This window comes from Aeromonas sp. QDB11 (genome assembly GCF_027705265.1).
GTDB classification, from domain to species: domain Bacteria; phylum Pseudomonadota; class Gammaproteobacteria; order Enterobacterales; family Aeromonadaceae; genus Aeromonas; species Aeromonas allosaccharophila.
The window spans coordinates 26,206-50,681 of the sequence record NZ_JAPDBM010000032.1; the positions used below are offsets into that span (position 1 = coordinate 26,206).

Sequence of the window (24,476 nt, forward strand, 5' to 3'; positions counted from 1 at the left end):
TCCCATGTTGGAAAGATTGAACGGCCTGCTCAAGCAGGCCGAAATTGTTATCACCGATACCCAAAAGAGCCAACTGGTGCAGTTGGTCGAGTTGCTGCACAAGTGGAACAAGGCTTACAATCTCACCTCGGTGCGAGATCCGGACGCCATGCTGGTTAAGCATATCCTCGATAGTCTGGTGGTAAGCCCCCACTTGCACGGTGAGCGCTTCATCGACGTGGGGACCGGTCCCGGCCTGCCGGGATTGCCGCTGGCGATCATCAATCCGGACAAGCAGTTCGTCCTGCTCGACAGTCTGGGCAAGCGGATCAACTTCATCCGTCAGGTGATCCAGGAGCTGGATCTGACCAATGTGACGCCGGTCAAATCCCGGGTTGAAGAGTATCAACCCGAGGTGGGGTTTGATGGTGTACTGAGTCGGGCATTTGCCTCGCTGGAGGACATGCTGAGCTGGTGTCACCACCTGCCGTCAGAACAGGGCTGCTTCCTAGCGCTCAAGGGACAATATCCCGAGCAGGAGCTGGCCCAGTTGCCTGCCAATATCCGTCTGGTAGCCTGTCATGAGTTGCGGGTGCCGGAGCTGGAAGGCGAACGTCATCTGCTGGAATTCAAACATATCCAGCCCGAATAGGGTCGCAGTTTCATTTAGGGGATCGTGTGGGAAAAGTCATCGCCATAGCCAACCAGAAGGGTGGAGTGGGTAAAACCACCACCTGTGTGAATCTGGCCGCCTCCCTGGCTGCCACCCGGCGCAAGGTGCTGGTGATCGATCTGGATCCGCAGGGCAATGCCACCATGGGCAGCGGTGTCGACAAGTATGACGTCGAGCGCACCGCCTATGAGCTGCTGATCGAGGATGCCCCCATCAGCGAAGTGATCATCCCTGAAACTTCCGGGGGCTATCACCTGATCGCCGCCAACGCCGACGTGACCGCGGCCGAAATCCGTCTGATGGAGTTTTTCGCCCGCGAAATCCGCCTGCGCAATGCGCTGGCCTCGGTGCGGGACAAATACGACTACGTCTTCATCGACTGCCCGCCCTCTCTCAACATGCTGACCGTGAACGCCATGGCTGCCGCCGACTCCGTGCTGGTGCCCATGCAGTGCGAATATTACGCGCTGGAGGGGCTCACCGCCCTGGTCGACACCATCAGCAAGCTGGCCGCCGTGGTCAATCCGGAGCTCAAGATCGAAGGGGTGCTGCGCACCATGTTCGATCACCGCAACCGGCTGGCCAATGATGTGTCCGATCAGCTAAAACAGCACTTCGGCGACAAAGTCTACCGCACCATCATTCCCCGCAACGTCAGACTGGCGGAGGCCCCGAGTTTCGGTGCCCCGGCCATGCACTATGACAAATCATCGGTGGGCGCCAAGGCCTACCTGGCACTGGCTGGCGAAATGCTGCGCCGCCAGGAGCAGGAGCGTCAGGCGACCATCGCAGACCGAGAGATCATATGACTCCGAAAAAACGTGGACTGGGCAAGGGGCTGGATGCCCTGCTCAGTACCAGCACGGCTGCCCGCCAGAAACAGGTGATGAGCGATCAACGTACTGAAGAGGCCATGGCCCCCACCAATCAGGGCGAGCTGCGCAAGTTGCCGGTGGAGTGGTTGCAGTCCGGCAAGTACCAGCCCCGCAAGGACATGTCCCAGGATGCACTGGAAGAGCTTGCCAACTCCATCCGCGCCCAGGGGGTGATCCAGCCCATCGTGGTACGCCCTCTTGGCGAACAATCCTTCGAAATCATCGCCGGTGAACGGCGCTGGCGCGCCTCCCAGCTGGCCCGTCTCGAGGTGGTGCCCTGCATCGTCAAGGATGTGCCCGACGAGGCCGCCGTCGCCATCGCGCTGATTGAAAATATTCAGCGGGAAGACCTCAATGCCATCGAAGAGGCGGTCGCTTTACAAAGACTGTTGACCGAATTCGAACTCACCCACCAGCAGGTGGCCGAGGCGGTGGGCAAGTCCCGCACCACGGTGACCAACCTGCTGCGCCTCAACCAGCTCAACGACGACGTGAAGCGTTTCGTCGAGCATGGCGACCTCGACATGGGTCATGCCCGTGCCCTGCTGGCCCTGAGCGGCCAGGCCCAGTCCGAACTGGCCAAGCTGGTTGCCCAGAAGGGGTTAACCGTGCGCGATACCGAGAAGCTGGTGCAAAAAGCGCTCGAACCGGCAAAAGCCAGGGTCGAACCTGCCCGTGATCCGCAGATCGGTTACCTGGAGCGCCAACTGGCAGAAAAAATTGGCAATCAGGTGCAACTTCAGCCTGGCAAGCGGGATAGCGGGAAGTTAGTAATAAGTTACGAGAATTTGTCCGATTTGGACCGTATATTGGGCTATTTTGGCGTGTCGGAATCGTGATTTTTACGCTTTTTGTAGTAATAAAACATCCATTCCTTTTGATATGGCCATAACCTTGATTTGCCGCTGAAAGCCGCAAAAATTAAGGATTTTTGTCATATTGCAATAGCTGCCCTCAAGGGTATAATTTGACCGGCTTTAAGAGCTGTTAACATGGGGTCTTCGGATCCCGATTTTTTACAGTTCTGTAATGTTCAGGGGTAGGTTGGTGAAGCAGAAATTAGCCTTGGAAGGTTTGACACTGGCCTTGGTTATGCTCGTTTGTCAGCTCATCCTGATCCTGGCGATGAGTGCCGTCTGGTTTTACCTGACTGGTGCCAGCGTCGGTTATTCCGCCCTCTACGGAGGGGGGATGTACTGGGTTCCTCAAGCCTTGTTTACTGTCTGGGTGCTGCGCCGCAAGGTGACAACCGAGAGTGTGGGCCTGGTTTTGCGGGACTTTTATGGTGGGGCTGGGATTAAGCTCATTTCGACCGCAGGTCTGTTTGCCCTGTTGTCCGGTGCGGGAGTCGAGGTCGTTACCGTCTCGTTTTTCGCCACTTATATCCTCGCCCTCGTTGTACAGTGGATGGTTTCATTCACGCTTAACAACCACTATTAGGAAAACTCATGTCTGCAACCGGAGAAGTCCTGACTCCTCAGGGATATATCTCCCACCACCTGACCCACCTTCAAGTCGGGTCCGGGTTCTGGACGGTCAATATCGACTCAATGATATTTTCCGTCGTGCTAGGCGCCCTGTTTATCCTGTTGTTCCGCAAAGTAGCCGTTAACGCTACCAGCGGTGTGCCGGGTAAGCTGCAGTGCTTTGTGGAGATGCTGGTCGAGTTTGTGAATGGTAACGTCAAAGACATCTTTCACGGTCGCAACAAGGTCATCGCACCTTTGGGGTTGACCGTGTTTGTGTGGATCTTCCTGATGAACTTCATGGATCTGATCCCCGTTGACTTTATCCCTCACGCTGCACAATTGATGGGTATTCCCTATCTGCGTGTGGTTCCCTCTGCTGACGTTAACATCACCATGTCCATGGCTTTGGGCGTGTTCTTCTTGATCCTGTACTACAGCATCAAGGTCAAGGGTATCGGCGGGTTTGTGAAGGAGCTGACGCTTCAGCCTTTCAACCACCCGGCGGCCATCCCGGTTAACCTCATCCTGGAAACTGTTACGCTGATTTCCAAACCTGTTTCTCTGGGTCTTCGACTGTTCGGCAACATGTATGCTGGCGAACTGATCTTTATCCTGATTGCGGGTTTGTTACCCTGGTGGTCACAGTGGATCCTGTCCGTGCCTTGGGCAATTTTCCACATCCTGATCATCACTTTGCAGGCATTCATTTTCATGGTTCTGACCATCGTCTATCTGTCGATGGCGCAGGAAGACCATAATTGATGCAACTCAAATAATCCTTTTTATACAATCAATTACATCTAAATAACTGGAGATCCTCATGGAAAACTTGAACATGGACCTGCTGTACATCGCTGCTGCAATGATGATGGGTCTGGCTGCTATCGGCGCTTCCATCGGTATCGGTATCCTGGGTGGCAAGTTCCTGGAAGGTGCTGCTCGTCAACCGGATCTGATCCCTGTTCTGCGTACCCAGTTCTTCATCGTAATGGGTCTGGTGGATGCGATCCCGATGATCGCCGTTGGTCTGGGTCTGTACGTGATGTTTGCGGTTGCTGGCTAAGTCGTTACGACTCTCCAGGCATAACCCATTAACTAACTTAAGAGGACATCGGCTGTGAATATCAATGCCACCCTCCTCGGCCAAGCAATTGCTTTTTTCTTCTTCGTAGTGTTTTGCATGAAGTACGTATGGCCGCCGCTGATTGCTGCCATCGAAGCCCGTCAGAAAGCTATTGCTGACGGTCTCTCTTCTGCCGAACGTGCCAAGAAAGATCTGGATTTGGCCAAGGCCAACGCCACCGATCAGCTGAAAGAAGCCAAGCTGCAGGCTGCTGAAATCATTGAACAGGCTAACAAACGTAAAGCCCAGATCATTGATGAAGCCGCCGCTGGTGCCCAATCTGAGCGGGAAAAAATCCTGGCTCAGGGCCGTGCCGAGATCGAAGCTGAACGTCATCGTGCCAAAGAAGAACTGCGTAAGCAGGTTGCTGCTCTTGCCATTGCTGGTGCAGAGAAGATCCTGGCGCGTCAAATCGACCAGGCTGCCAACAGCGACATCGTCGACAAACTGGTAGCAGAACTGTAACGGGAACGGGGCTATGTCTGAACTGACTACAATCGCTCGCCCCTACGCCAAGGCTGCTTTCGAGTTTGCCGTTGAGCACAAGGCGGTTGACCAGTGGCTGGGTATGCTCGGTTTCGCTGCGCAAGTAGCGGAAAACGAGACCATGCACAACCTGGTAAACGGCTCTGTGGCTGCCGAAGAACTGGCAAATCTGTTTGTCGGTATCTGTGGTGAGCAACTCGACGAGCATGGCCAGAACCTGATCCGGGTGATGGCCGAGAATGGTCGCTTGGGTGTGCTGCCGGCGGTCGTTGCTGAATTTGTAGCGTTCAAAGCTGAACTGGATAAAGAGGTTCAGGCTGACGTGATTTCGGCGATCGAACTGACCGACCAGCAGAAAGCCAATATTCAGGCTTCTCTGGAACAACGTCTCGCGCGCAAAGTGAAGCTGAATTGCAGCATCGATGCGTCCTTGATGGCCGGGGTGCTCATCAAGGCCGGTGATCTGGTAATCGACGGCACAGTCCGCGGTAAGCTGGATCGCATGGCTGACGCGCTGCAATCTTGATTGGGGTATTAGAGCATGCAACTGAATTCCACTGAAATCGCCGAGCTGATCAAGCAGCGCATTGCGCAGTTTGATGTAAAAAGCGAAGCGCGTAACGAAGGTACTATCGTCTCTGTGAGCGACGGTATCATTCGTATTCACGGCCTGGCCGATGCCATGCAGGGTGAGATGATCGAGCTGCCGGGCAACCGCTACGCTCTGGCATTGAACCTGGAGCGTGACTCCGTCGGTGCGGTGATTATGGGTTCCTATGACGGTCTGTCAGAAGGAATGAAAGTAAAAGGTACTGGCCGTATTCTGGAAGTGCCGGTAGGTCGTGGTCTGTTGGGCCGGGTGCTGAACACCTTGGGTCAGCCGATCGACGGTAAAGGTCCGATCGACAACGACGGCTTCTCGCCGATCGAAGTGATCGCACCGGGCGTTATCGAGCGTAAGTCTGTTGACCAGCCGGTCCAGACCGGTCTGAAAGCCATCGATGCCATGATCCCTATCGGTCGTGGCCAGCGTGAGCTGATCATCGGTGACCGTCAGGTTGGTAAGACCGCCATCGCGATCGACACCATCATCAACCAGAAAGATTCCGGCATTAAGTGTGTCTACGTTGCGATTGGCCAGAAGGCCTCCACCATCGCCAACGTGGTGCGCAAGCTGGAAGAGCACGGTGCCCTGGCCAACACCATCGTGGTCGTTGCCTCTGCCTCCGAAGCGGCTGCCCTGCAGTACCTGGCTCCGTATGCCGGTTGCTCCATGGGTGAGTACTTCCGTGACCGCGGTGAAGACGCGCTGATCATCTATGATGACCTGTCCAAACAGGCCGTAGCTTATCGCCAGATCTCCCTGCTGCTGCGCCGTCCGCCAGGACGTGAAGCTTACCCGGGTGACGTTTTCTATCTGCACTCCCGTCTGCTGGAGCGTGCTGCTCGCGTGAACGCCGAGTACGTAGAGAAGTTCACCAATGGTGCCGTGAAAGGCCAGACCGGTTCTCTGACCGCGCTGCCAATCATCGAAACCCAGGCCGGTGACGTTTCTGCGTTCGTTCCGACCAACGTGATCTCCATCACCGATGGTCAGATCTTCCTGACTTCACAGCTGTTCAACTCCGGTATTCGTCCGGCGGTTGACCCGGGTATCTCCGTATCCCGTGTAGGTGGTGCAGCCCAGACCAAGATCGTCAAGAAGCTGTCCGGTGGTATCCGTACCGCACTGGCCCAGTATCGCGAACTGGCGGCATTCGCCCAGTTCTCTTCCGATCTGGACGATGCGACTCGCAAGCAGCTGGATCACGGTGTGAAAGTGACCGAGCTGATGAAGCAGAAGCAGTACTCTCCGCTGAGCGTGGCTCACCAGTCTCTGGTGCTGTTCGCCGCCGAGAAAGGCTATCTCTCCGATGTCGAGCTGAACAAGATCGTCGACTTCGAAGCCGCTCTGCTCTCTTACGCCAATACCCAGCATGCCGAGCTGATGGCTGAAATCAATGCCAAGGCCGACTACAACGACGCGATCGTTGGCAAGCTGACTGCGTTGCTGGATGACTTCAAGGCAACCCAGACCTGGTAAGCGTGTGTGGCAGCGCGAGCTGCCACCTGATGGAGAGTAAGAGATGGCCGGCGCAAAAGAGATACGTAACAAGATCGGGAGTGTGAAAAACACTCAGAAGATCACCGGCGCTATGGAAATGGTGGCAGCAAGCAAAATGCGCCGTGCGCAGGAACGCATGTCTGCCAGCCGTCCGTACGCTGAAACCATGCGCAAGGTGATCGGCCATATCGCTCAGGGGAACTTGGAATACAAGCACCCCTACCTCATCGAACGTGAGGTCAAGCGAGTGGGTTACATCGTCGTCTCCACCGACCGTGGCCTGTGTGGCGGTTTGAACATCAACCTGTTCAAGGCTGCCCTCAATGATATGAAGCAATGGAGCGCGAAAGGTGCCAAGGTTGACCTGGCACTGATCGGTAACAAGGCCTCCAACTTCTTTGAACGGCACGGCGCCAAGGTGAAAGCTCACGTCGCAGGACTGGGCGATAACCCGAGCGTCAATGACCTGATTGGTTCAGTCAAGGTCATGCTGAAGGCTTACGACAACGGTGAGATTGACAAGCTGTATCTGGTGTACAACAAGTTCGTCAACACCATGGTGCAGCAACCACGGGTCGATCAACTGCTGCCTTTGCCCGTAACTGAAGACAGCAAGCTCGCCAAGAAACACCACTGGGATTACCTCTATGAGCCGGATCCCAAGCAACTGCTGGATACCCTGCTGATTCGCTATGTCGAATCCCAGGTGTACCAGGGGGTAGTGGAAAACTTGGCAAGTGAACAGGCAGCCCGAATGGTTGCCATGCAAGCCGCGACTGACAACGCCGGTAACCTGATTAACGATCTGCAACTGGTATACAACAAGGCCCGTCAGGCCAGTATTACCCAGGAGCTGACAGAGATCGTATCCGGTGCTGCTGCGGTGTAAGGCAAGGGTTATCAAAGGTTTAGAGGATTTGACATGAGTAACGGTTTCATCGTCCAAATCATCGGCGCTGTGGTGGACATCGAGTTCCCGCAGGATGCCGTGCCCCAGGTGTACGATGCACTGAAGGTCGTTAGCGAAGGTCAAGGCCAGGGTCTGGTGCTGGAAGTTCAGCAACAGATCGGTGGCGGCGTCGTTCGTTGCATCACCATGGGCTCCTCCGACGGTCTGCGTCGTGGGTTGGAAGTAGTGAATAGCGGTAAATCCATCCAGGTTCCGGTCGGTACTGCGACTCTGGGTCGGATCATGAACGTACTGGGCGAGCCAATCGACGAAAAAGGTCCGATCGGTGAAGAAGAGTGCTGGTCTATCCACCGCGCTGCCCCCAGCTACGAAGATCAGTCCAACAGCAACGATCTGCTGGAGACCGGCATCAAGGTTATCGACCTGGTATGCCCGTTCGCCAAGGGTGGTAAAGTGGGTCTGTTCGGTGGTGCCGGTGTAGGCAAAACCGTAAACATGATGGAGCTGATCCGTAACATCGCAATCGAACACAGTGGTTACTCTGTGTTTGCCGGTGTAGGTGAGCGTACCCGTGAGGGTAACGACTTCTACCACGAGATGATGGAGTCCAACGTACTGGACAAAGTATCTCTGGTTTACGGTCAGATGAACGAGCCGCCCGGAAACCGTCTGCGCGTTGCGCTGACCGGCCTGACCATGGCCGAGAAGTTCCGTGACGAAGGTCGTGACGTGCTGTTCTTCGTGGACAACATCTACCGTTACACCTTGGCCGGTACTGAAGTATCCGCACTGCTGGGCCGTATGCCTTCCGCAGTAGGTTACCAGCCGACTCTGGCCGAGGAGATGGGTGTTCTGCAAGAACGTATCACCTCCACCAAGACCGGTTCCATAACCTCCGTACAGGCCGTTTACGTGCCTGCGGATGACTTGACTGACCCGTCTCCGGCGACCACCTTCGCTCACCTGGATGCGACTGTTGTACTGTCCCGTCAGATCGCGGCACTGGGTATCTACCCGGCCGTTGACCCGCTGGACTCTACCTCTCGTCAGCTGGATCCGCTGGTGGTTGGCAAAGAGCACTACGAGACCGCTCGTGGCGTTCAAACCGTACTGCAGCGCTACAAAGAGCTGAAGGACATCATCGCCATCCTGGGTATGGATGAACTGTCAGAAGAAGACAAACTGACCGTAGCCCGTGCCCGTAAGATCGAGCGTTTCCTGTCCCAGCCGTTCTTCGTAGCAGAAGTGTTTACCGGTTCTCCGGGTAAATACGTGCCGCTGAAAGAGACCATTCGTGGTTTCCAGGGCATCCTGAAAGGCGAGTATGACGATCTGCCCGAGCAGGCGTTCTACATGGTTGGCGGTATCGACGAAGTCGTCGAGAAATCCAAGAAACTGTAAGCCTCGACAGGAGGGCCCATGGCAGAGATGATCTCCTTTCACCTGGACGTGGTGAGCGCCGAAGGAAAACTGTTTTCCGGTCGCGTGCAAACTGCTCAGGTATCAGGCTCCGAAGGTGAGTTGGGTCTCCGCCACGGTCATGCTCCGTTGCTGACTGCCATCAAGCCGGGCCTGGTCCGCTTGGTGAAGCAGAACGGAACTGAAGAGGTGCTGTACATCTCCGGCGGCATGCTGGAAGTACAACCTGAATCCGTGACCGTGCTGGCGGACACCGCGATTCGTGCTGACGACTTGGATGAGGCGAAAGCCCAGGAAGCCAAGCGCGCAGCCGAAGAGCGGATCCACAGCTCCCATGGTGATATCGACTACGCCCAGGCCGCTACCGAGCTGGCCAAGGCGATGGCTCAACTGCGAGTCATCGATATCGTCAAAAAGAATTACCGCTAATAACGGTGATGTAAAAAGCGACCTTCGGGTCGCTTTTTTTTTACCCGTTCGATAGACTCCGCCGAGTATTTCCACACAAGTTCAAGGTCGAAGTCATGTCTCTCAACGTCGTGATCCTGGCGGCGGGTAAAGGTACCCGCATGCGTTCCGTTCTGCCCAAGGTACTGCACCCGGTAGCCAACAAACCCATGGTTTCCCATGTGATCGATACCGCCCGTCAGGTCGGTGCCGAGCAGCTGCATCTGGTCTATGGCCACGGTGCCGAGCTGCTGAAAGAGCGGATCGTCGCTGCCGATGTCAACTGGGTGCTGCAGGCGCAGCAGCTGGGGACCGGTCATGCCGTCGCCCAGGCCATCCCGTTCTGGAAGGATGAAGACGACGTGCTGGTGCTGTACGGCGATACCCCGCTGATCCAGCCAGAGACTCTGCAACGACTGCTGGCTGCCAAGGCAAGCGATGGCATGGCACTGCTGACCGTGGTGCTGGACAACCCCACCGGCTATGGCCGCATCGTCCGTGAAAACGGTCAGGTGGTCGGCATCGTCGAGCAGAAAGATGCCAACGCCGAGCAGCTGACCATCCGCGAAGTGAACACCGGCGTGCTGGTGGCCAACGGCGGCCAGCTGCGCAGCTGGCTGTCGCGTCTGGACAACAAGAATGCCCAGGGCGAGTTCTACCTGACCGACGTGATCGCCATGGCGCACGGCGATGGCTGCCCGATCGCGGCGGTCCATCCGGAGCGTGCCGCCGAGGTGGAAGGGGCCAACAACCGTGTCCAGCTGGCTGCCCTTGAGCGCAGCTACCAGCAGATGCAGGCCGAGAAGCTGATGATCGCCGGTGCTACCCTGATCGACCCGGCCCGCTTCGATCTGCGCGGAACCCTGGAAATCGGGGAAGAGGTAGTGATAGACGTCAACGTCATCATCGAAGGCAAGGTCGTCTTGGGCAATCATGTGCGTATCGGTGCCGGTGCTGTGTTGAAGGATTGCGTCATTGGCGATCACACCGAAGTGAAGCCCTACTCCATCGTCGAAGGGGCTCAGGTGGCGGATCAATGTTCGGTCGGCCCGTTTGCCCGTCTGCGTCCTGGCGCCGTGCTGGAGCAGGATGCCCACGTCGGCAACTTCGTCGAGATGAAGAAGGCCCGTCTGGGGGTTGGTTCCAAGTGTGGTCACCTCACCTATCTGGGGGATGCCGAGGTGGGTGCCAAGGTGAATATCGGTGCCGGTACCATCACCTGCAACTACGACGGCGTGAACAAGTTCCAGACCATCATCGAGGATGATGTGTTTGTCGGTTCCGATACCCAGCTGGTGGCGCCGGTGCGCATCGGCAAGGGTGCAACCCTGGGGGCGGGTTCCACCATCACCAAGGATGTGGCCGAGAACGAGCTGGTGATCACCCGGGTGCCCCAGCGCCACATCAAGAACTGGGCTCGCCCGGTCAAGAAGAAGTGATGCCCGATCAATAAAATAGAACCGGCGCCTGATGGCGCCGGTTTTTTTTTGGACTTATCACTTATGGCTGGGGTCACTGGTCGATGGCTGGGGGGCCGCCCATGTGGTGGTGGGGGCGCTGTAGTCCATCACCTGATACCAGTCGAGCTTGCGGGTCAGCATCATGATCAGTGCCAGGGTGGCGAACAGCAGCAAGGCTCCGAGCAGCAAGGCGATCTCTTCGGCCTGCAGCAGGCTGTAGAGGATGGCATAGACCAGCCCGAGCAGTGCCGCGAAACCTATCCCCTGCTTCGGGCCGCCCAGTACATGGCTCAGATAGAAGCCGTTGAGCAGCACACTGGCCAGTGCGGCCACCAGATAGGCCCAGCCAAAACCGAGGTGTTCAGTCAGCGCCAGCAGCACCAGATAGAAGATGGCCAGCCCCATGCCCACCAGCGCGTACTGGATCGGGTGAACCCGTAGCCCCTTGAGCAGCTCGAACATGAAGAAGCTGATAAAGGTGAGGCCGATAAACAGCAGGGCATATTTGGCCGCCCGCTCGTTGAGCTGATAGTGATCCACCGGCTGCACCAGACTGACGCTGAAGGTGGAGAGATTGCTATCGCCCCCGTTCATCATCCGGTTGAAGCGGGTCTCCATGTCGCTGGCGAACCAGCTGGTTTGCCAGCTGGCCTCAAACCCTTGTTGACTCAGGGTGCGACTGCCCGGCAGAAAGTCGCCGATGAAGTTGGGATGGGGCCAGTTGCCCGCCAGCAGCAGGGTGCTCTCCTTGCCCAGCGGCACTATGTCGAGGGCGTTCATCCCCTGCAGATTCAGCTCCAGATGAAAGGTGCCATCCTGTTGCGGCAGGCTGTCGAGCGGGGCATGGATACCCGCCAGCGCATCACCGAGGCGGGCGCCGGGGGCAAACGGGATCCGCTGTGTGCCGAGTTGCAGTTCGGGGACGCTGTTGATGCCGCGGGCATCGGAGAGCACCAGGCTCAGGTAGGGTTTGCCCGCCACCAGCTCGGCCGCTTCATCAAGCGGTGGGGTCGCGTTATCCAGCTGACTCTGTCTGGTAGGCAGGCGGCCGGAGAGGGTGAGCCGGGTCTGATAGACTTGCGCCTGATAGATGCCTAGCTTGCGCGGGGTGACCTCCATGTTGGCCTTGATATCCAGCTGCTCCGGCAGCAGGTAGCGATAGATCTGCTCCTGTCGGACGAAGCGCTTGCCCTCCTGTTCGACCGTGACCGCGCGGGTATAGGGCTGCACCAGGATGGGCCCCATCAGTCGTTGCGGGCCGCTGCTGCTGGCCATTATGCTGTGGATGGCCTGACTGCGGTAAGCCTGACGCTCCCGGTTCAGCTCCATGATGGATTGCACCGGTACCATCAACAGCAAGCTGAGCAACAGCAGCAGAAAGATCTTGTGGGTGAATATCTGTTTGACCATGACACGTCTCCTTGTTGGATAGAGCTAGTCTGTCGACCGGACGTGAAGGGGGGATGGGCTTGTGTGAAGTGGTGGTGAAGGGAGATAAAAAAAAACCGGCATTGCGCCGGTTTCTGGAGGAATTACAGGGTCTTCAGCTTCCCGGGCAGGGCGGCCAGCACCTCTTCTTTCGCCTTGAGGGAGGCGAACTGCTTGCCGGGCTTTTGCACCACGGTATGGACGAAGATCAGCTGCTTGCCCGGTTTGCTGGCCCAGCCGACGAACCAGCCGATCTGCTGATCGCGGTTGAGGCTGCCATCCAGCTTCTTCGGGTAGCCCATGCCGGTCTTGCCGTGGATCTGCCAGCCGTCGATCTCGCTCACCTTGAGGATATTGGCGGTATACTGCAGGGTCTGCGCCGAGACCGGCAGCTTGCCGCTCACCATCTTGCCGAGGAAGCGGGCCTGCTCCTCCGGGCTTATGGCGAGGCTGGAGCTGAGCCAGGCCTGGGTCAGGCCGTCATGCTTGCCCGGATTGCCGGAGAGATCCCGGTTGCCGTAGTCGAAGCGGTCGACGTACTGCTGGAAGCGTTCCATCCCCAGCCATTCGGTGATCTGCTGGGAGAACCAGACCACCGAGTAGGTTTCCCAGCGGCGCGGCGTGGTGGTTTCGCGCCAGGCGGGCAGCCAGTCGTCGTAACCCGGTTTGAAGGGCAGCGCCGGATGCTCTTCATCCACCAGAAAACCGCTGTCGTAACCCATCAGCGCCAGCGGGATCTTGAAGGTAGACGCGGGCGGCAGCTGGCTGGAGCAATCCCCTTCGCTGGAGAGGGTCTGGCCGTTGCCGTCAGCATAGAGAAAACAGCCGCTGGCGGCGGAGGCGGGCAGAGCGGCGAGTAGACCGGCAGCCAGCAGGCTGGAGAGAAGCAGGCGGGACATAGCATTTCCTTGAGCAAATGGATGAGGCTAATCAATAAGATAAGGCGGCAGTTTAACGCCGCTTTGTGTGGTGAATGTGAAGTGGCGGGGAGGTGACTAGGCGAACGGTAGCCAGAGTTCCGCCAGCGCGCCACCTTCCGGCCGGTTGCTCAGGGTCAGGCGGCCGCCATGCTGGTGGGCCACCTCATGGGCGAAGCTGAGCCCCAGACCGCTGCTCTTGCCCTTGTCCGGCCGTGGCAGGGAGTAGAAGCGCTCGAAGATGCGCGGCAGGGCGTAGTCGGGAATGCCGGGGCCGCTGTCGGTGACCCGAAAACAGTAGCCCTCCTCCTGCTGGCTGCCGCTCAGGGTGACCTGCCCGTTGGCGGGAGAGAAGTCGATGGCGTTATCCAGCAGGTTGCCGATGGCCTGCTCCACCAACAGCGGGTCCCACTTCTGTTTCGGTGCGCTGGCCAGCTCGGCCACCAACTCAACCTGACGGCGCTGGGCGATGATCTGGCGAGCATCGAGGGTGCGCTTGCCCAGTTTTGCCGGTTCCACCGACTGGCGATCCAGCCCCTGCCCCGACTCCAGTCGTGCCAGTTGCAGCATTCGCTCGATCAGCTGCTGCATGCGCGCGGTTTCCAGATTGATGTTGCCGATAAAGCGTTTGGCCACCTCGGGGGGCGGTGTTTCGGCCAAAATCTCCCCAGCCCCGCGAATGGCAGCCAGCGGGCTCTTCAGCTCGTGGGTCAGGCTGTGGACGTAGTCCTCGATGTAGCGCTTGCCATCGAGCTGGTGGCGCATGGTTTCCAGCGAGCGGCCGAGCCGATCCAGTTCGACGGTGTGCAGCCGTGGCAGCGGTGCCGCCTCCCCCTTGCTGACCGAGTCGGCGTAGTGCACCAGCTTGCCGATGGCGCGGTTGAGCCACCATACCAGCAGGCTGCCGATCAGCAGCGAGATGAGCAGCATCTGGCCGCCGGCCCGCAGCAGCTCCTGTTCCCCGCGCTCGATTGCTGGCATCAGGGTGCGATTGGGTTTGGCGACGGTGAGGGAGCCGATGATCTCGGCCCCTTCCCGCAGTGGCGCCGCCACATACATGGTCGAACTGGCTGCATCGTCGGGATCGGTGCGGGTGCTGCGGGCGCCATACTGGCCGCGCAGGGTGCGGTAGACATCGTTCCAGCGGGAATAGTCCTTGCCCAGATCTGTGCCGTCGGAGTCGTAAATCACCATGCCCTGCCGGTCAGTGACATAGATGCGGTACTCCGCCTGCTGTTTGAGGTGGCCGTCGATCATTGCATTGATGGGATTCTGGTTGAGGCGGGCGAAGGCGCTGGCCAACCGCCCGTTCATCATATTGCCCTCTTGCAGATCATCCAGCGCCAGCGGCGCCAGCAGCTGGGTCATGTCCACCAGGGTATCCTCGGTGGCGCTGCGCACCCCGGGTTTGATCTCCTCGACGAAGATCTCCAGCACGAACCAGGCGGCCAGCGCGAAGATCAGCAGCAGGCCGCACAGCAGTTGCAGCCCGAGTCTCATGCCAGCTCCAGGCTGTAGCCCAACCCGCGGTGGGTGAGGATCAGGTTGGCCTCGGGATCATGCTCGCGCAGCTTGGCGCGGATGGTCTTGATATGGGTATCGACGGTGCGATCCAGACTCTCCTCGGCATCCTGCCACACCAGATCCATCAGCTGCTGGCGCGAGTAGACCCGCCCCGGCGCCAGCATCAGGGTCTTGAGCAGCAGATATTCGTAGCGGGTGAGGGCCAGCGGTTGGCCGCGAAAATGGATGCGGGCCCGCTCCTCATCCAGCACCAGCAGGGCGCTGGGTTGGGGGGCGACGGGTTGGCTGCGGCGCAGGATGACCCTCACCCGGGCGCACACTTCCCGGGGCGAGAAGGGTTTGGCCACATAGTCGTCGGCACCGATCTCCAGCCCGATCAGCCGGTCTATCTCCTCGCTGCGGGCGGTGAGGAACATCAGGGGTATATCGGTCAGCGCCCTCACCTGCTTGCAGAGCTCGAAGCCGCTGATGTCGGGCAACCCCACATCGAGGATCAGGAAGTCGGGTCGCGTCTGTTCCAGTCGTGTCAGCAACTGTTGGCCCAGCATGAACCACTCCACCTCGAACCCGTCGGTCTGCAGGGCGTAAATCAGGGTGTCGGCGATGCTGGCCTCATCCTCCACCAGCCAGATGACTCTCTTTTGCATGGCATCCTCGTCGCAAATTGGCCCCCCATTCTGGCATCGAACCAAATCGGATCCTATTTGCTGTTTTATTTTTCCGAAAAAGAGGCTAACATTTCGATGTTCTTTCGAATCGAAACTTAAAAATGACCAAACGTAATACTCAACAACGCCGCCACACCATAGTGACCCTGGTACAAGAGCAGGGTGAAGTGAGTGTCGATGCCCTCGCCAAACACTTTTCTACCTCCGAAGTGACCATCCGTAAAGATCTGGCCGTGCTGGAGACCGGCGGTCTGCTGCTGCGCCGTTACGGTGGTGCCGTCCCCTTGCCGAGCGAGATGGTGGTCGAGGTCAACCCCGAACAAGTTTCGAACCGAAAGTTAGCCATTGCCCGTGCGGCGGCCGAGCGGCTGCGTGATCACAACCGCGTCATCATCGACAGCGGCAGCACCACCAGCGCCATGATCCCCATGCTGGGCAACAAGCGCGGCCTCATCGTGATGACCAACTCCCTCAACGTGGCCGGTGCCCTGCGGGAGCTGGAGAACGAACCAACTCTGCTGATGACCGGTGGCACCTGGGACCCTCACTCCGAATCCTTTCAGGGTCAGGTGGCGGAACAGGTGCTGCGCTCCTACGACTTCGACCAGCTCTTTATCGGTGCCGATGGCATCGACCCGGAGCGTGGCACCACCACCTTCAACGAGCTGGTGGGCTTGTCGCGGGTCATGGCCGAGGTGTCGCGGGAGGTCATTGTGATGGTCGAGTCGGAAAAGATCGGCCGCAAGATCCCCAATCTCGAACTGCCCTGGTCGAGCATCCATACCCTGGTGACCGACGAGGGGCTGGCCAGCGAGGCCAGAGAACAGATTCAAGCCCAGGGGGTGACGCTTATCTGCGCCCCCGTCAGTCACTGACAGTCAGCCTGCTGACCTCGAGCTCTGAACCATCCAACTGATTTTTTTTTACGATTTGCATCTCAAGGAGAAGTGTATGTGTGGCATCGTCGGGGCTGTTGCCCAACGTGATGTGGCTGAAATTCTGGTAGAAGGCCTGCGTCGTCTGGAGTACCGCGGTTATGACTCCGCCGGTGTGGCCGTGTTCAGCGCCAACCAGCCGCTGCAGCGGGTGCGCCGTCTGGGCAAGGTGGCCGAGCTGGCCAAGGCGCTCGATGAGCAGTCCGTCCATGGTGGTACCGGCATCGCCCATACCCGCTGGGCCACCCACGGCGAGCCTTCCGAGCGCAACGCCCACCCCCACGTCTCCGAGCATATCGTGGTGGTGCACAACGGCATCATCGAGAACCACGAAGAGCTGCGGGAAGAGTTGAAGGCGCTGGGCTATGTGTTCAGCTCCGACACCGACACCGAGGTGATTGCCCATCTGGTCCATCACGAGCTGAAGAGCGCCCCCAGCCTGCTGGTCGCCATGCAGATTGCGGTGAAGCAGCTGCGCGGTGCCTACGGTACCGTGGTGATGGACAGCCGCGATGACAGCCGCGTGGTGGTTGCCCGCTCCGGTTCACCGCTGGTGATCGGCCGTGGTATCGGTGAGAACTTCATCGCCTCCGATCAGATGGCGCTGCTGCCGGTGACCCGCCGTTTCATCTTCCTGGAAGAGGGTGATGTGGCCGAGGTGACCCGCCGCGACGTACACATCTTCGATACCAACGGCAACGCCGTGGTGCGCGAGGAGCAGGAGTCCGAGCTCTCCCACGATGCCGGTGACAAGGGCGAATACCGCCACTACATGCTCAAAGAGATCTACGAGCAGCCCAAAGCCATCACCAATACCCTGGAAGGGCGTCTGGGCAGCGATCACGTGGTGGTCGAATCGTTCGGCAACGGTGCCCGCGCCATCTTCGACAAGGTCGAGCACGTGCAGATCGTCGCCTGTGGCACCTCCTACAACTCCGGCATGGTGGCCCGCTACTGGTTCGAAGAGATCGCTGGCGTCTCCTGCGATGTGGAGATCGCCTCCGAGTTCCGCTATCGCAAATCGGTGGTGCGCCCCAACAGCCTGCTGGTGACCCTCTCCCAGAGTGGCGAGACCGCCGATACCCTGGCGGCGCTGCGTCTGGCCAAAGAGTCCGGCTACATGAGTTCGCTGGCTATCTGCAACGTGCCGGGCTCTTCGCTGGTGCGTGAATCGGATCTGGCCTTCATGACCCGTGCCGGTGCCGAAATCGGCGTGGCCTCCACCAAGGCGTTCACCACCCAGCTGGCTGGTCTGCTGATGCTGGTGGCCTCGGTTGGTCACTGCCGTGGCAACCTGAGCGCTGCCGCCGAGGCCGAACTGGTCAAGGCGCTGCAAGCTCTGCCGCTGCGCATTAAAGAGAGCCTGGCGCTGGCCAAGGATATCGAAACCCTGGCCGAAGAGTTTGCCGACAAGCAGCACAGCCTGTTCCTCGGCCGTGGCAGCCAGTACCCCATCGCCATGGAAGGGGCGCTCAAGCTCAAGGAGATCTCCTACATCCACGCCGAAGCCTATGCCGCCGGTGAACTGAAGCACGGCCCGCTGGCGCTGATCGATGCCGAGATGCCCATCATTGTGGTGGCACCGAACAACGATCTGCTGGAGAAGCTCAAGTCCAACGTGGAAGAGGTGCGCGCCCGTGGCGGTATCCTTTACGTGTTCGCCGATGCCGATACCGGCTTCAAGAGCGACGAGACCATGCGAGTCATGAACCTCAACCATGTGGAAGAGGTGATCGCCCCCATCGTCTATACCGTGCCGCTGCAGCTGCTCTCCTATCACGTCGCCCTCATCAAGGGCACCGACGTCGATCAGCCGCGCAACCTGGCAAAATCGGTGACCGTTGAGTAAGTCACTCTCTGATAAGTCACTTTCTGAAATGAAAAAGAGCCGCAATTGCGGCTCTTTTTGTTTCGGCTGAGGGTTACGACAGCCGCAGGTTGGTAATGGTCACCTCGTCGAGGGAGGGCACTATGATGCCGCTGGTGATCCCCTTGGCGATGGCCTGACTGCGGTTCTTCGAGTCGGTTTTGTTGGTCACCTGGGTCAGGTGAAAGTTGACCGTCCGCTCACTGATCCCGAGGATGGTGGCGATCTCCCAGGAGGTCTTGCCCTCGCTGGCCCAGAACAGGCACTCCTTCTCCCGATCCGACAGTTCGGTCAGGTATTTCATCATATCCGGTCTGCTTTTGATCAGTTGCAGTGCGGAGTTGAAGATGTAGCTGGCGCAGAACGATAGCAGCGGGACATTTTCAAACATCAGGTCGGAGTTGGATTTCTCCTTGGTGATGAATGACAGGATGCCGTGCTCCCCCTGCGGGGTGTGCAGCGGAAAGGAGACACCATTGCGCACTCCGAAATCGGCCGCCAGGTTCATCACGTCGCGGCTGGCGCTGGGCAGCCAGGGCGAGTCGCAGTCGAGCTTGTTCCAGAAAATCGGCTGGGTCTGTTTCAGCCCCAGATAGACCACCGGATCCTGGGTCAGATACTGGTTTTCGCTATAGGCGTCAAACCAGGTGGTCGGACAGTTGTTGAACAGTGCCACGTGGGATTTTTGCATGCTGATGGGGAAAATAATCAGCAGCCGAAAGTAATCAAAGCCCATTTGATGACTGAAGCGCTCCAGCAGTTGCTGGATATCGCTGGTTTTTGTTGCCTTGGTGAACTGGTCTATATGTTCCCAGATCGCATCGTTGAGCATTACTTTCTCCTTTTTCGATCTCTATCACACTGATCGAAAAGATTTTTTCTCGTTATTTATATTTGTGCGGTGGCTATTGGCGCCACTTATTCCGTGCGTGCTTAAAAATTATCCTGTTTTTGTGCATAAAGGCCAAGGAAATCCTCTCGTTGCCAGTCTGCGCTGCATTTGAGATAATGATAATAGTTATCATTAATAAGATGTATTTCAATGAACAAGTTATGGGGTGTGGCCCTGCTGCCACTGTCAGTCCACTTTGCTGCCATCGGGGATGAGCTGGTTGCTCCCGCCCTCAAGAACAGCATAGCTGCCGGGAAAGCCTCTCAGCAGCGGGTGGAAAAAGCCGCCGATGCCGCCGTTGCCGCACGACTGGAGCTGCAAAATGCCCAGCTGCAACTACGCGACCTCGAAGCCTACAACCGCTACATGCAATCTCTGGTGGCCGATCAGCAAAATGAGCTGGGTAAATTGAGCCAGCAGCTGGAAGCGGTGCAAGAGACCCGTCAGGGCTTGATCCCGCTGATGCTGCAGATGCAGGCAGATCTGGAACAGCTGGTGCAAAACGACATCCCGCTGCGCAAGGAGGATCGTCTGGCGCGGGTTGCACAGTTGAAAGTGACGCTAGCCCGCGCCGACGTGAGCGAGGCGGAGAAATTCCGCCAGCTGCTGCAGGCCTATCAGATCGAAGCCGAATATGGCAGTCGGATGGATAGCTATTCTGCCGAGCTGGAGCTGGATGGTGCACCGCGTCGGGTTGATGTGTTGGCACTCGGTCGGGTCTCCCTGCTGGCGATGACTGCCGATCGCAGTCAGGCATGGCGCTGGTCTGCCGAGGCGAAGCAGTGGCAAGCCCTCGATAGCCAGTGGCTCTCCCCCATCGCCGAGGCGATGGATGTGGCCGCCGACAAGAAAGTTCCCCAGTTGCTCAATGTCCCCCTCTCTGTCAGCCGTAGTCAGGAGGCCCAATCATGAGAGTCACCATGAAGTGGTTCCCCCTCCTTATTGCCCTCTCCTGCGGTGCCAACGTCGCTGTCGCCGATGAGTGGCAGCAGCAGGAACAGGCTCGTGAGCAGCAGGCTCAGCAAGATCTGGCGACCGTTGCCAAGGAGCTCGGCACTGCCCGCGCCAGACTGACCGAGGCCCAGCGCCTGAGCAAGGAGCTGGCCAGCCAGTTCGCCAGCAACGAGAAGCAACTGGTCGAACTCAACGCCCAGTGGGAGCAAGCCTCCGGCGACATGAACGAGATCTTCGCGGTCACCCGTCAGGGCGCCAGCGATGCAGTCAAGCTGCTGAGCGAATCCGCCGTTGAGGGTCAGTACCCGGAGCGTCTCGCCCCGCTGAAAGCCATGGCACAGGATAAACAGGTGCCGGATCGCGCCGCCCTCGCCTTGCTGCCCGTCACTCTGCTGCAAGAGATCCGCGAATCTGGCCGGATTGCTCAGTTCAACGGCAAGGTGCTCGATGCCCAGGGGGCTGCCAGCGAGCAGCCGCTGACCCGGGTTGGCAGTTTTGCCCTGCTGGGGAGCGACGGCTTCCTGCAACCGACAGCCGAGGGCTTGAGCCCGGTACTGGGGCTGCCCGGTAGCGTGCTCTCTGCCGTTGCGGCTTATCAGGGTCAGGAAGGGGAAGCGCTGCCGCTGGATCCTGCTCATGGCGCTCTGCTGGCGATGTTGGCGCAGGCGCCCACCTTCTGGCAGCAGGTACAGCAAGGTGGTCAGGTTGGTGCCATTATCGTGCTGCTGGCCGCCATCGGTTTGGGAATTGCGGCGGTACGGCTGTGGAGCCTCTCCCGTGAGCTGGGTCGGGTTCGTCGCCAGCTCAAGAGCGGCGAGTACCATGCCGACAATGCCCTCGGTCGAGTGCTGACGGTAGCTGACAAGCATCCCGAGCTGAGCATGGAGACCCTCGAACTGCGTCTTGATGAGGCAATCCTGCAGGAGACCCCTCGCATGGAGCGCGGCATCGGCATGGTCAAGGTGATCGCGGCCATCGCCCCCATGCTGGGTCTGCTCGGAACTGTGACCGGGATGATCGGCACCTTCCAGGCCATCACCCAGTTTGGCACCGGCGATCCCAAGATCATGGCGGGCGGCATCTCCATGGCGCTGGTCACCACGGTACAGGGTCTGGTTGCGGCCATCCCGCTGATCCTGGCTCACAGCCTGCTGCAATCGCGCTTCACCGAGCTTTCCAATGTGCTGGAGCAGCAGGTGGCCGGCATTCTGGCCGAGCGCGCCGAGAGCAATCACGGCGGGATGGAGCGAGCAGCATGATGCTCGACATCTGGCAACAGCTGCAGAGCTTCATGGGCCGTGGCGGCCCGGTGCTCTGGGTCATTCTGGCCCTGCTGGTGCTGATGTGGATTTTGATGATCGAGCGGCTGCTCTACCTCAATCTGGGTTTCGGCCCGTTGCAGCAACAGCTGCTCGGTCGCTGGCAGGCGCGCAGCGAGCGCCACAGCTGGCACGCCAGGGCGATCCGCAGCCGCTGGCTGGCACAGGCGGAGCTGGAACTGAACCGTCATCTGATCTTCATCCGCACCCTGGTGGTGCTCTGCCCCATGCTGGGGTTGCTGGGCACAGTGACCGGCATGATCGGCGTATTCGATGCGTTGGCCGCGGCCAACCGCTTTAACCCGGAGAGCATGGCGGGCGGGATCTCCCGCGCCACCATCCCCACCATGGCAGGCATGGTGGTGGCGCTCTCCGGCGTGTTGTTACTCAGTCGGCTCGAGAGTCAGGCCAAGCGTGCGCTGGCCAAGACCCGGGACGGCCTGCGAGAAGAGAAGGTAATGCAATGAGACGGCAATCCAAACGCCAGCGTGACGAAGTGCAGATCGACATGACCCCCATGCTGGATATCGTGTTCATCATGCTGATCTTCTTTATTGTCACCACCTCTTTCGTGCGCGAAGCCGGGCTCGAGGTACACAGACCCCAGGCCAGTCAGGTCAAGGCGCAGAAATCCTCCAACATCATGCTGGCGATCGGGGCTCAGGGTCAGATCTTCCTCGACCGCAAGCAGATCGATGTGGAGCGGGTGCAGGCCACCATCGCCCGTCTGCTGGCGGAGCAACCCGATGCCAGTCTGGTGATCCAGGCCGATGAGCGAGTGCCTCATGGCAAGGTGGTGCGGGTGATGGATGAGGCCAAGGCGGCGGGTATCGCCAATATCGCCGTGGCGGTGGCGCCGAAATGAAATACAAGCTGATGAGCCTGGGACTGGGGATTGCCCTCAGTCTGGGCATCCTGCTGTTTATGGCCACCCTGGTTGAACCGCCTCGGGGCGAGAAGGTGGCGAGCGAACAGAAGCCCATCATCATCAATATGCAGAACGAGGTGACCGAGGTGCAGGTACGCGAGCGTCCGGTACCGCAGGAACCCGAGTCTCTGCCAGAGCCTCCCGCCGCATTGGCCTCGACACCGCTGCCGATGCCTGCCGCGGCCCCTTTGGCGGCCGTTGAGCCGAGTCTGGATCTGGTTTCCAGCCTCAGCGCGGTGCAGGTCTATGCCCCCGGTGTGGCGACCAGTACCGCACCGGTATTGAGTGGCAACTACCACGGCCAGCAGCAGGGAGCGGGTATCGGCGCAGGTGACATGCTGATGCCGCTGCAACGGATCGAGCCGGTCTACCCCTATCGTGCCCAGCAGTCAGGGATCGAAGGATTCGTCACCCTGCGCTTTAGCGTGAATGCCGAAGGTGGCGTGCAGGATGTGGAAGTGGTCGAGGCCAAGCCCAAGCGTCAGTTCGAGCGGGCGGCCATTCAGGCGATCAACAAGTGGCGCTATCAGCCGAGACCGGGCGCCACCGACAAGCTGGTGCAAGTCATCACGCTCAAATTCAAACTGGAGTCATAATTATGTTGCGGATCTGGATCTGTCTGCTTGCCCTGGTCGGCCAAGCCTGTCTGGCGATGGAGGTCAGCCCTCACTTCTCCCGTCAGCTTGAACCCGTGATGAAGCTCTATCAGTCCGGTCAGTGGCAACAAGCCCAGAGCAAGGCATCCGGCCTCAAGCCAAATAGCGATGCCGAGCGTGCCTGGCTGGCGCAGCTGCAAGCCTCGCTGGCGGCCAATCTGCAACAGACCGCCCAGGCGAGCCGTTATGTCGAACAGGCCCTTGCCTATAAAGAGTGGCCCGAGCAACAACAGCTCCAGCTGCTGCGACTGCGCGGCGATATTCAGGCCCAGCAATCCAACTGGTCTGGCGCCATCGCCAGCTACAAGGCGGCACTGGCACTCAAACAAGACGATGGGCTGCGCCTGCGTCTGGCCGGCCTCTATTACCACAACAAACAGTACGGTGACGCTGCCAGCCAGAGCGAACAGTTGTTGAAGAAGGGTTGGCAGAAGCAGGCCGCCATCATTCGTCTCTCCGCCCTCACCGCTCAGCAACGTTATGGCGTGGCGGCCGATCAGGCGGCCGAGTTGATCAGCCACGAACCCAAAGAGAGCAAATGGTGGCAGCAGGCGGTGTCGCTCAACCTCTCCGCCAAACGTGGGGATCAGGCGTTGGCGCTGCTGCAGACTGCCATCGACAGAAAACTGATGGATGACGCGTCAGCCCGCAATCAGCTGATCCGCCTCTATGCCTGGCAAGGGCTGCCTTATCGTGGTGCCCGTCTGCTGGAGGCGGCCATGGCCAAGGGACAGATGAAGCAAAGTGCTGAAAACCGCCAACTGCTGGCCCAATTGTGGGAAGGTGCCCGGGAGTGGTCACAAGCAGTTGATAGCTGGCAGCAGCTGGCCAGCCTACATGGTCAGCCCAAAGCTGCCATGCGCGCCGCCGAACTGATGCTGCAACAGGGCAAGACTGATGCTGCCATGATCCAGCTCGCCGCCATCAAGTCGGTAAAAGGCGAGCAAGGCAATCGTGCCAAAGCGCTGTTGGTGCAGGCACACCTCAATAAGGAGCAGTATGCCCAGGCGCTGGAACTGGCCCGTGAGCTGCAGCAACAGGATAACTGGCAGCAGAAGGCAACCAGCTGGGTCAACTATATCCGGGCACAAAGCGAAGAGTTGAGCAAAAAAGCAGCGTAAAAATGGTGCCAAGGGGCTGTTTTGGGGTGTTCAGTTCGCTTTTTCAGCAAACGAACGCATTTTTGCAAAAAGCCCTTGTCATCCCGGCTCAGCTCCCTATAATGCGCCCCTACCAGCACGGCGGAACACGCCGGACTGATGAGCCAGCTTCCTTGCGAAGTGGGCGCCGAAAGAAAAGCGAAAACAATCGCTTGACTTTCGAAGTGAGAAGCGTAATATGCGCCTCCTCAACGCGACAAGCGTGACGCTCTTTAACAATTTGAATCAAGCAATCTGTGTGGGCACTCACAGCATCGAACATCAAACAATTTTGTTGATTTTC

Annotated in this window: 26 protein-coding genes; 21 read left to right on the forward strand and 5 right to left on the reverse strand. The window is 58.8% G+C overall.

Annotated elements, in window-relative coordinates; all coding sequences use genetic code 11:
* Nucleotides 1-4: 4 nt before the first annotated feature.
* The 13 genes from rsmG to glmU all read left to right on the forward strand — a co-directional run bounded on the left by rsmG (nt 5) and on the right by glmU (nt 10,924).
* Complete coding sequence (rsmG, locus tag OKC40_RS12265; RefSeq protein ID WP_270795354.1) at nt 5-631, forward strand: 16S rRNA (guanine(527)-N(7))-methyltransferase RsmG; 627 nt, start codon at nt 5-7, stop codon at nt 629-631.
* A 26-nt stretch (nt 632-657) separates the two neighbouring features.
* A complete protein-coding gene (locus OKC40_RS12270) occupies nt 658-1,461 on the forward strand; it encodes a ParA family protein (RefSeq protein ID WP_270795355.1) in 804 nt (267 codons plus the stop codon).
* Nucleotides 1,458-2,366, forward strand: a complete 909-nt coding sequence (locus OKC40_RS12275; RefSeq protein WP_005342343.1) for a ParB/RepB/Spo0J family partition protein — start codon at nt 1,458-1,460, stop codon at nt 2,364-2,366. The genes OKC40_RS12270 and OKC40_RS12275 overlap by 4 nt, the downstream gene beginning before the upstream one ends.
* A 190-nt stretch (nt 2,367-2,556) precedes the next feature.
* Nucleotides 2,557-2,967 carry an ATP synthase subunit I gene (locus tag OKC40_RS12280; RefSeq protein ID WP_270795357.1) on the forward strand — a complete coding sequence of 137 codons (411 nt, stop codon included), beginning with the start codon at nt 2,557-2,559 and terminating at the stop codon, nt 2,965-2,967.
* Nucleotides 2,968-2,975: 8 nt separating this feature from the next.
* Complete coding sequence (gene atpB / locus OKC40_RS12285) at nt 2,976-3,758, forward strand: F0F1 ATP synthase subunit A (protein WP_042063276.1); 783 nt, start codon at nt 2,976-2,978, stop codon at nt 3,756-3,758.
* A 58-nt stretch (nt 3,759-3,816) separates the two neighbouring features.
* The gene (atpE, locus tag OKC40_RS12290) at nt 3,817-4,059 is read left to right on the forward strand and encodes a F0F1 ATP synthase subunit C (RefSeq protein ID WP_005307205.1); all 243 of its coding nucleotides are present in this window, start codon (nt 3,817-3,819) and stop codon (nt 4,057-4,059) included.
* A 54-nt stretch (nt 4,060-4,113) separates the two neighbouring features.
* Entirely contained in the window at nt 4,114-4,584 is a 471-nt protein-coding gene (atpF, locus tag OKC40_RS12295) for a F0F1 ATP synthase subunit B (RefSeq protein WP_005339336.1), read from the forward strand.
* A 13-nt stretch (nt 4,585-4,597) separates the two neighbouring features.
* On the forward strand, nt 4,598-5,131 hold the full coding sequence (atpH, locus tag OKC40_RS12300; protein ID WP_005342351.1) for a F0F1 ATP synthase subunit delta: 534 nt from the start codon (nt 4,598-4,600) through the stop codon (nt 5,129-5,131).
* Nucleotides 5,132-5,146: 15 nt separating this feature from the next.
* Nucleotides 5,147-6,688, forward strand: coding sequence for a F0F1 ATP synthase subunit alpha (atpA, locus tag OKC40_RS12305; RefSeq protein WP_033138551.1), 1,542 nt, complete (start codon nt 5,147-5,149; stop codon nt 6,686-6,688).
* 43 nt (nt 6,689-6,731) lie between these two features.
* The gene (gene atpG / locus OKC40_RS12310; RefSeq protein WP_042656889.1) at nt 6,732-7,598 is read left to right on the forward strand and encodes a F0F1 ATP synthase subunit gamma; all 867 of its coding nucleotides are present in this window, start codon (nt 6,732-6,734) and stop codon (nt 7,596-7,598) included.
* 33 nt (nt 7,599-7,631) lie between these two features.
* Nucleotides 7,632-9,020 carry a F0F1 ATP synthase subunit beta gene (gene atpD, locus OKC40_RS12315; RefSeq protein ID WP_005342353.1) on the forward strand — a complete coding sequence of 463 codons (1,389 nt, stop codon included), beginning with the start codon at nt 7,632-7,634 and terminating at the stop codon, nt 9,018-9,020.
* An 18-nt stretch (nt 9,021-9,038) separates the two neighbouring features.
* The gene (locus OKC40_RS12320) at nt 9,039-9,467 is read left to right on the forward strand and encodes a F0F1 ATP synthase subunit epsilon (RefSeq protein WP_005342354.1); all 429 of its coding nucleotides are present in this window, start codon (nt 9,039-9,041) and stop codon (nt 9,465-9,467) included.
* Between the two features lie 95 nt (nt 9,468-9,562).
* A complete protein-coding gene (glmU, locus tag OKC40_RS12325) occupies nt 9,563-10,924 on the forward strand; it encodes a bifunctional UDP-N-acetylglucosamine diphosphorylase/glucosamine-1-phosphate N-acetyltransferase GlmU (RefSeq protein WP_182970078.1) in 1,362 nt (453 codons plus the stop codon).
* A 57-nt stretch (nt 10,925-10,981) separates the two neighbouring features.
* Here glmU and creD read toward each other — a convergent pair whose 3' ends face one another.
* The 4 genes from creD to blrA form a co-directional block, all read right to left on the reverse strand.
* Entirely contained in the window at nt 10,982-12,355 is a 1,374-nt protein-coding gene (gene creD / locus OKC40_RS12330) for a cell envelope integrity protein CreD (RefSeq protein WP_270795359.1), read from the reverse strand.
* A gap of 122 nt (nt 12,356-12,477) precedes the next feature.
* On the reverse strand, nt 12,478-13,272 hold the full coding sequence (locus OKC40_RS12335) for an OXA-12 family class D beta-lactamase OXA-959 (RefSeq protein WP_075112279.1): 795 nt from the start codon (nt 13,270-13,272) through the stop codon (nt 12,478-12,480).
* 96 nt (nt 13,273-13,368) lie between these two features.
* On the reverse strand, nt 13,369-14,790 hold the full coding sequence (blrB, locus tag OKC40_RS12340; RefSeq protein WP_042063268.1) for a beta-lactam sensor histidine kinase BlrB: 1,422 nt from the start codon (nt 14,788-14,790) through the stop codon (nt 13,369-13,371).
* Complete coding sequence (gene blrA / locus OKC40_RS12345) at nt 14,787-15,461, reverse strand: beta-lactam response regulator transcription factor BlrA (protein WP_013724228.1); 675 nt, start codon at nt 15,459-15,461, stop codon at nt 14,787-14,789. The genes blrB and blrA overlap by 4 nt, the downstream gene beginning before the upstream one ends.
* Before the next feature lie 122 nt (nt 15,462-15,583).
* Here blrA and OKC40_RS12350 point away from each other — a divergent pair, with 122 nt between their 5' ends.
* The gene (locus OKC40_RS12350) at nt 15,584-16,357 is read left to right on the forward strand and encodes a DeoR/GlpR family DNA-binding transcription regulator (protein ID WP_042063267.1); all 774 of its coding nucleotides are present in this window, start codon (nt 15,584-15,586) and stop codon (nt 16,355-16,357) included.
* 76 nt (nt 16,358-16,433) lie between these two features.
* Nucleotides 16,434-18,266, forward strand: a complete 1,833-nt coding sequence (glmS, locus tag OKC40_RS12355; RefSeq protein WP_270795364.1) for a glutamine--fructose-6-phosphate transaminase (isomerizing) — start codon at nt 16,434-16,436, stop codon at nt 18,264-18,266.
* A 73-nt stretch (nt 18,267-18,339) separates the two neighbouring features.
* On the opposite strand, the gene OKC40_RS12360 is transcribed toward glmS, so the two are convergent.
* Entirely contained in the window at nt 18,340-19,116 is a 777-nt protein-coding gene (locus tag OKC40_RS12360) for a helix-turn-helix transcriptional regulator (protein WP_058052634.1), read from the reverse strand.
* 210 nt (nt 19,117-19,326) lie between these two features.
* Here OKC40_RS12360 and OKC40_RS12365 point away from each other — a divergent pair, with 210 nt between their 5' ends.
* From OKC40_RS12365 to OKC40_RS12390, 6 genes are read left to right on the forward strand one after another with little or no spacing between them, the layout of a single operon-like run.
* Nucleotides 19,327-20,088, forward strand: coding sequence for a DUF3450 domain-containing protein (locus OKC40_RS12365; RefSeq protein WP_270795366.1), 762 nt, complete (start codon nt 19,327-19,329; stop codon nt 20,086-20,088).
* On the forward strand, nt 20,085-21,389 hold the full coding sequence (locus OKC40_RS12370; RefSeq protein ID WP_270795367.1) for a MotA/TolQ/ExbB proton channel family protein: 1,305 nt from the start codon (nt 20,085-20,087) through the stop codon (nt 21,387-21,389). Before OKC40_RS12365 ends, OKC40_RS12370 begins: the two co-directional genes overlap by 4 nt.
* Nucleotides 21,386-21,916 (forward strand): MotA/TolQ/ExbB proton channel family protein, encoded by a 531-nt coding sequence (locus OKC40_RS12375; protein WP_005339367.1) that lies wholly within the window; start codon nt 21,386-21,388, stop codon nt 21,914-21,916. The genes OKC40_RS12370 and OKC40_RS12375 overlap by 4 nt, the downstream gene beginning before the upstream one ends.
* Entirely contained in the window at nt 21,913-22,314 is a 402-nt protein-coding gene (locus tag OKC40_RS12380; protein ID WP_270795369.1) for an ExbD/TolR family protein, read from the forward strand. Before OKC40_RS12375 ends, OKC40_RS12380 begins: the two co-directional genes overlap by 4 nt.
* A complete protein-coding gene (locus tag OKC40_RS12385; RefSeq protein ID WP_270795371.1) occupies nt 22,311-22,973 on the forward strand; it encodes an energy transducer TonB in 663 nt (220 codons plus the stop codon). Before OKC40_RS12380 ends, OKC40_RS12385 begins: the two co-directional genes overlap by 4 nt.
* Before the next feature lie 2 nt (nt 22,974-22,975).
* Nucleotides 22,976-24,154, forward strand: coding sequence for a hypothetical protein (locus tag OKC40_RS12390; RefSeq protein ID WP_267529567.1), 1,179 nt, complete (start codon nt 22,976-22,978; stop codon nt 24,152-24,154).
* Nucleotides 24,155-24,476 lie beyond the last annotated feature (322 nt).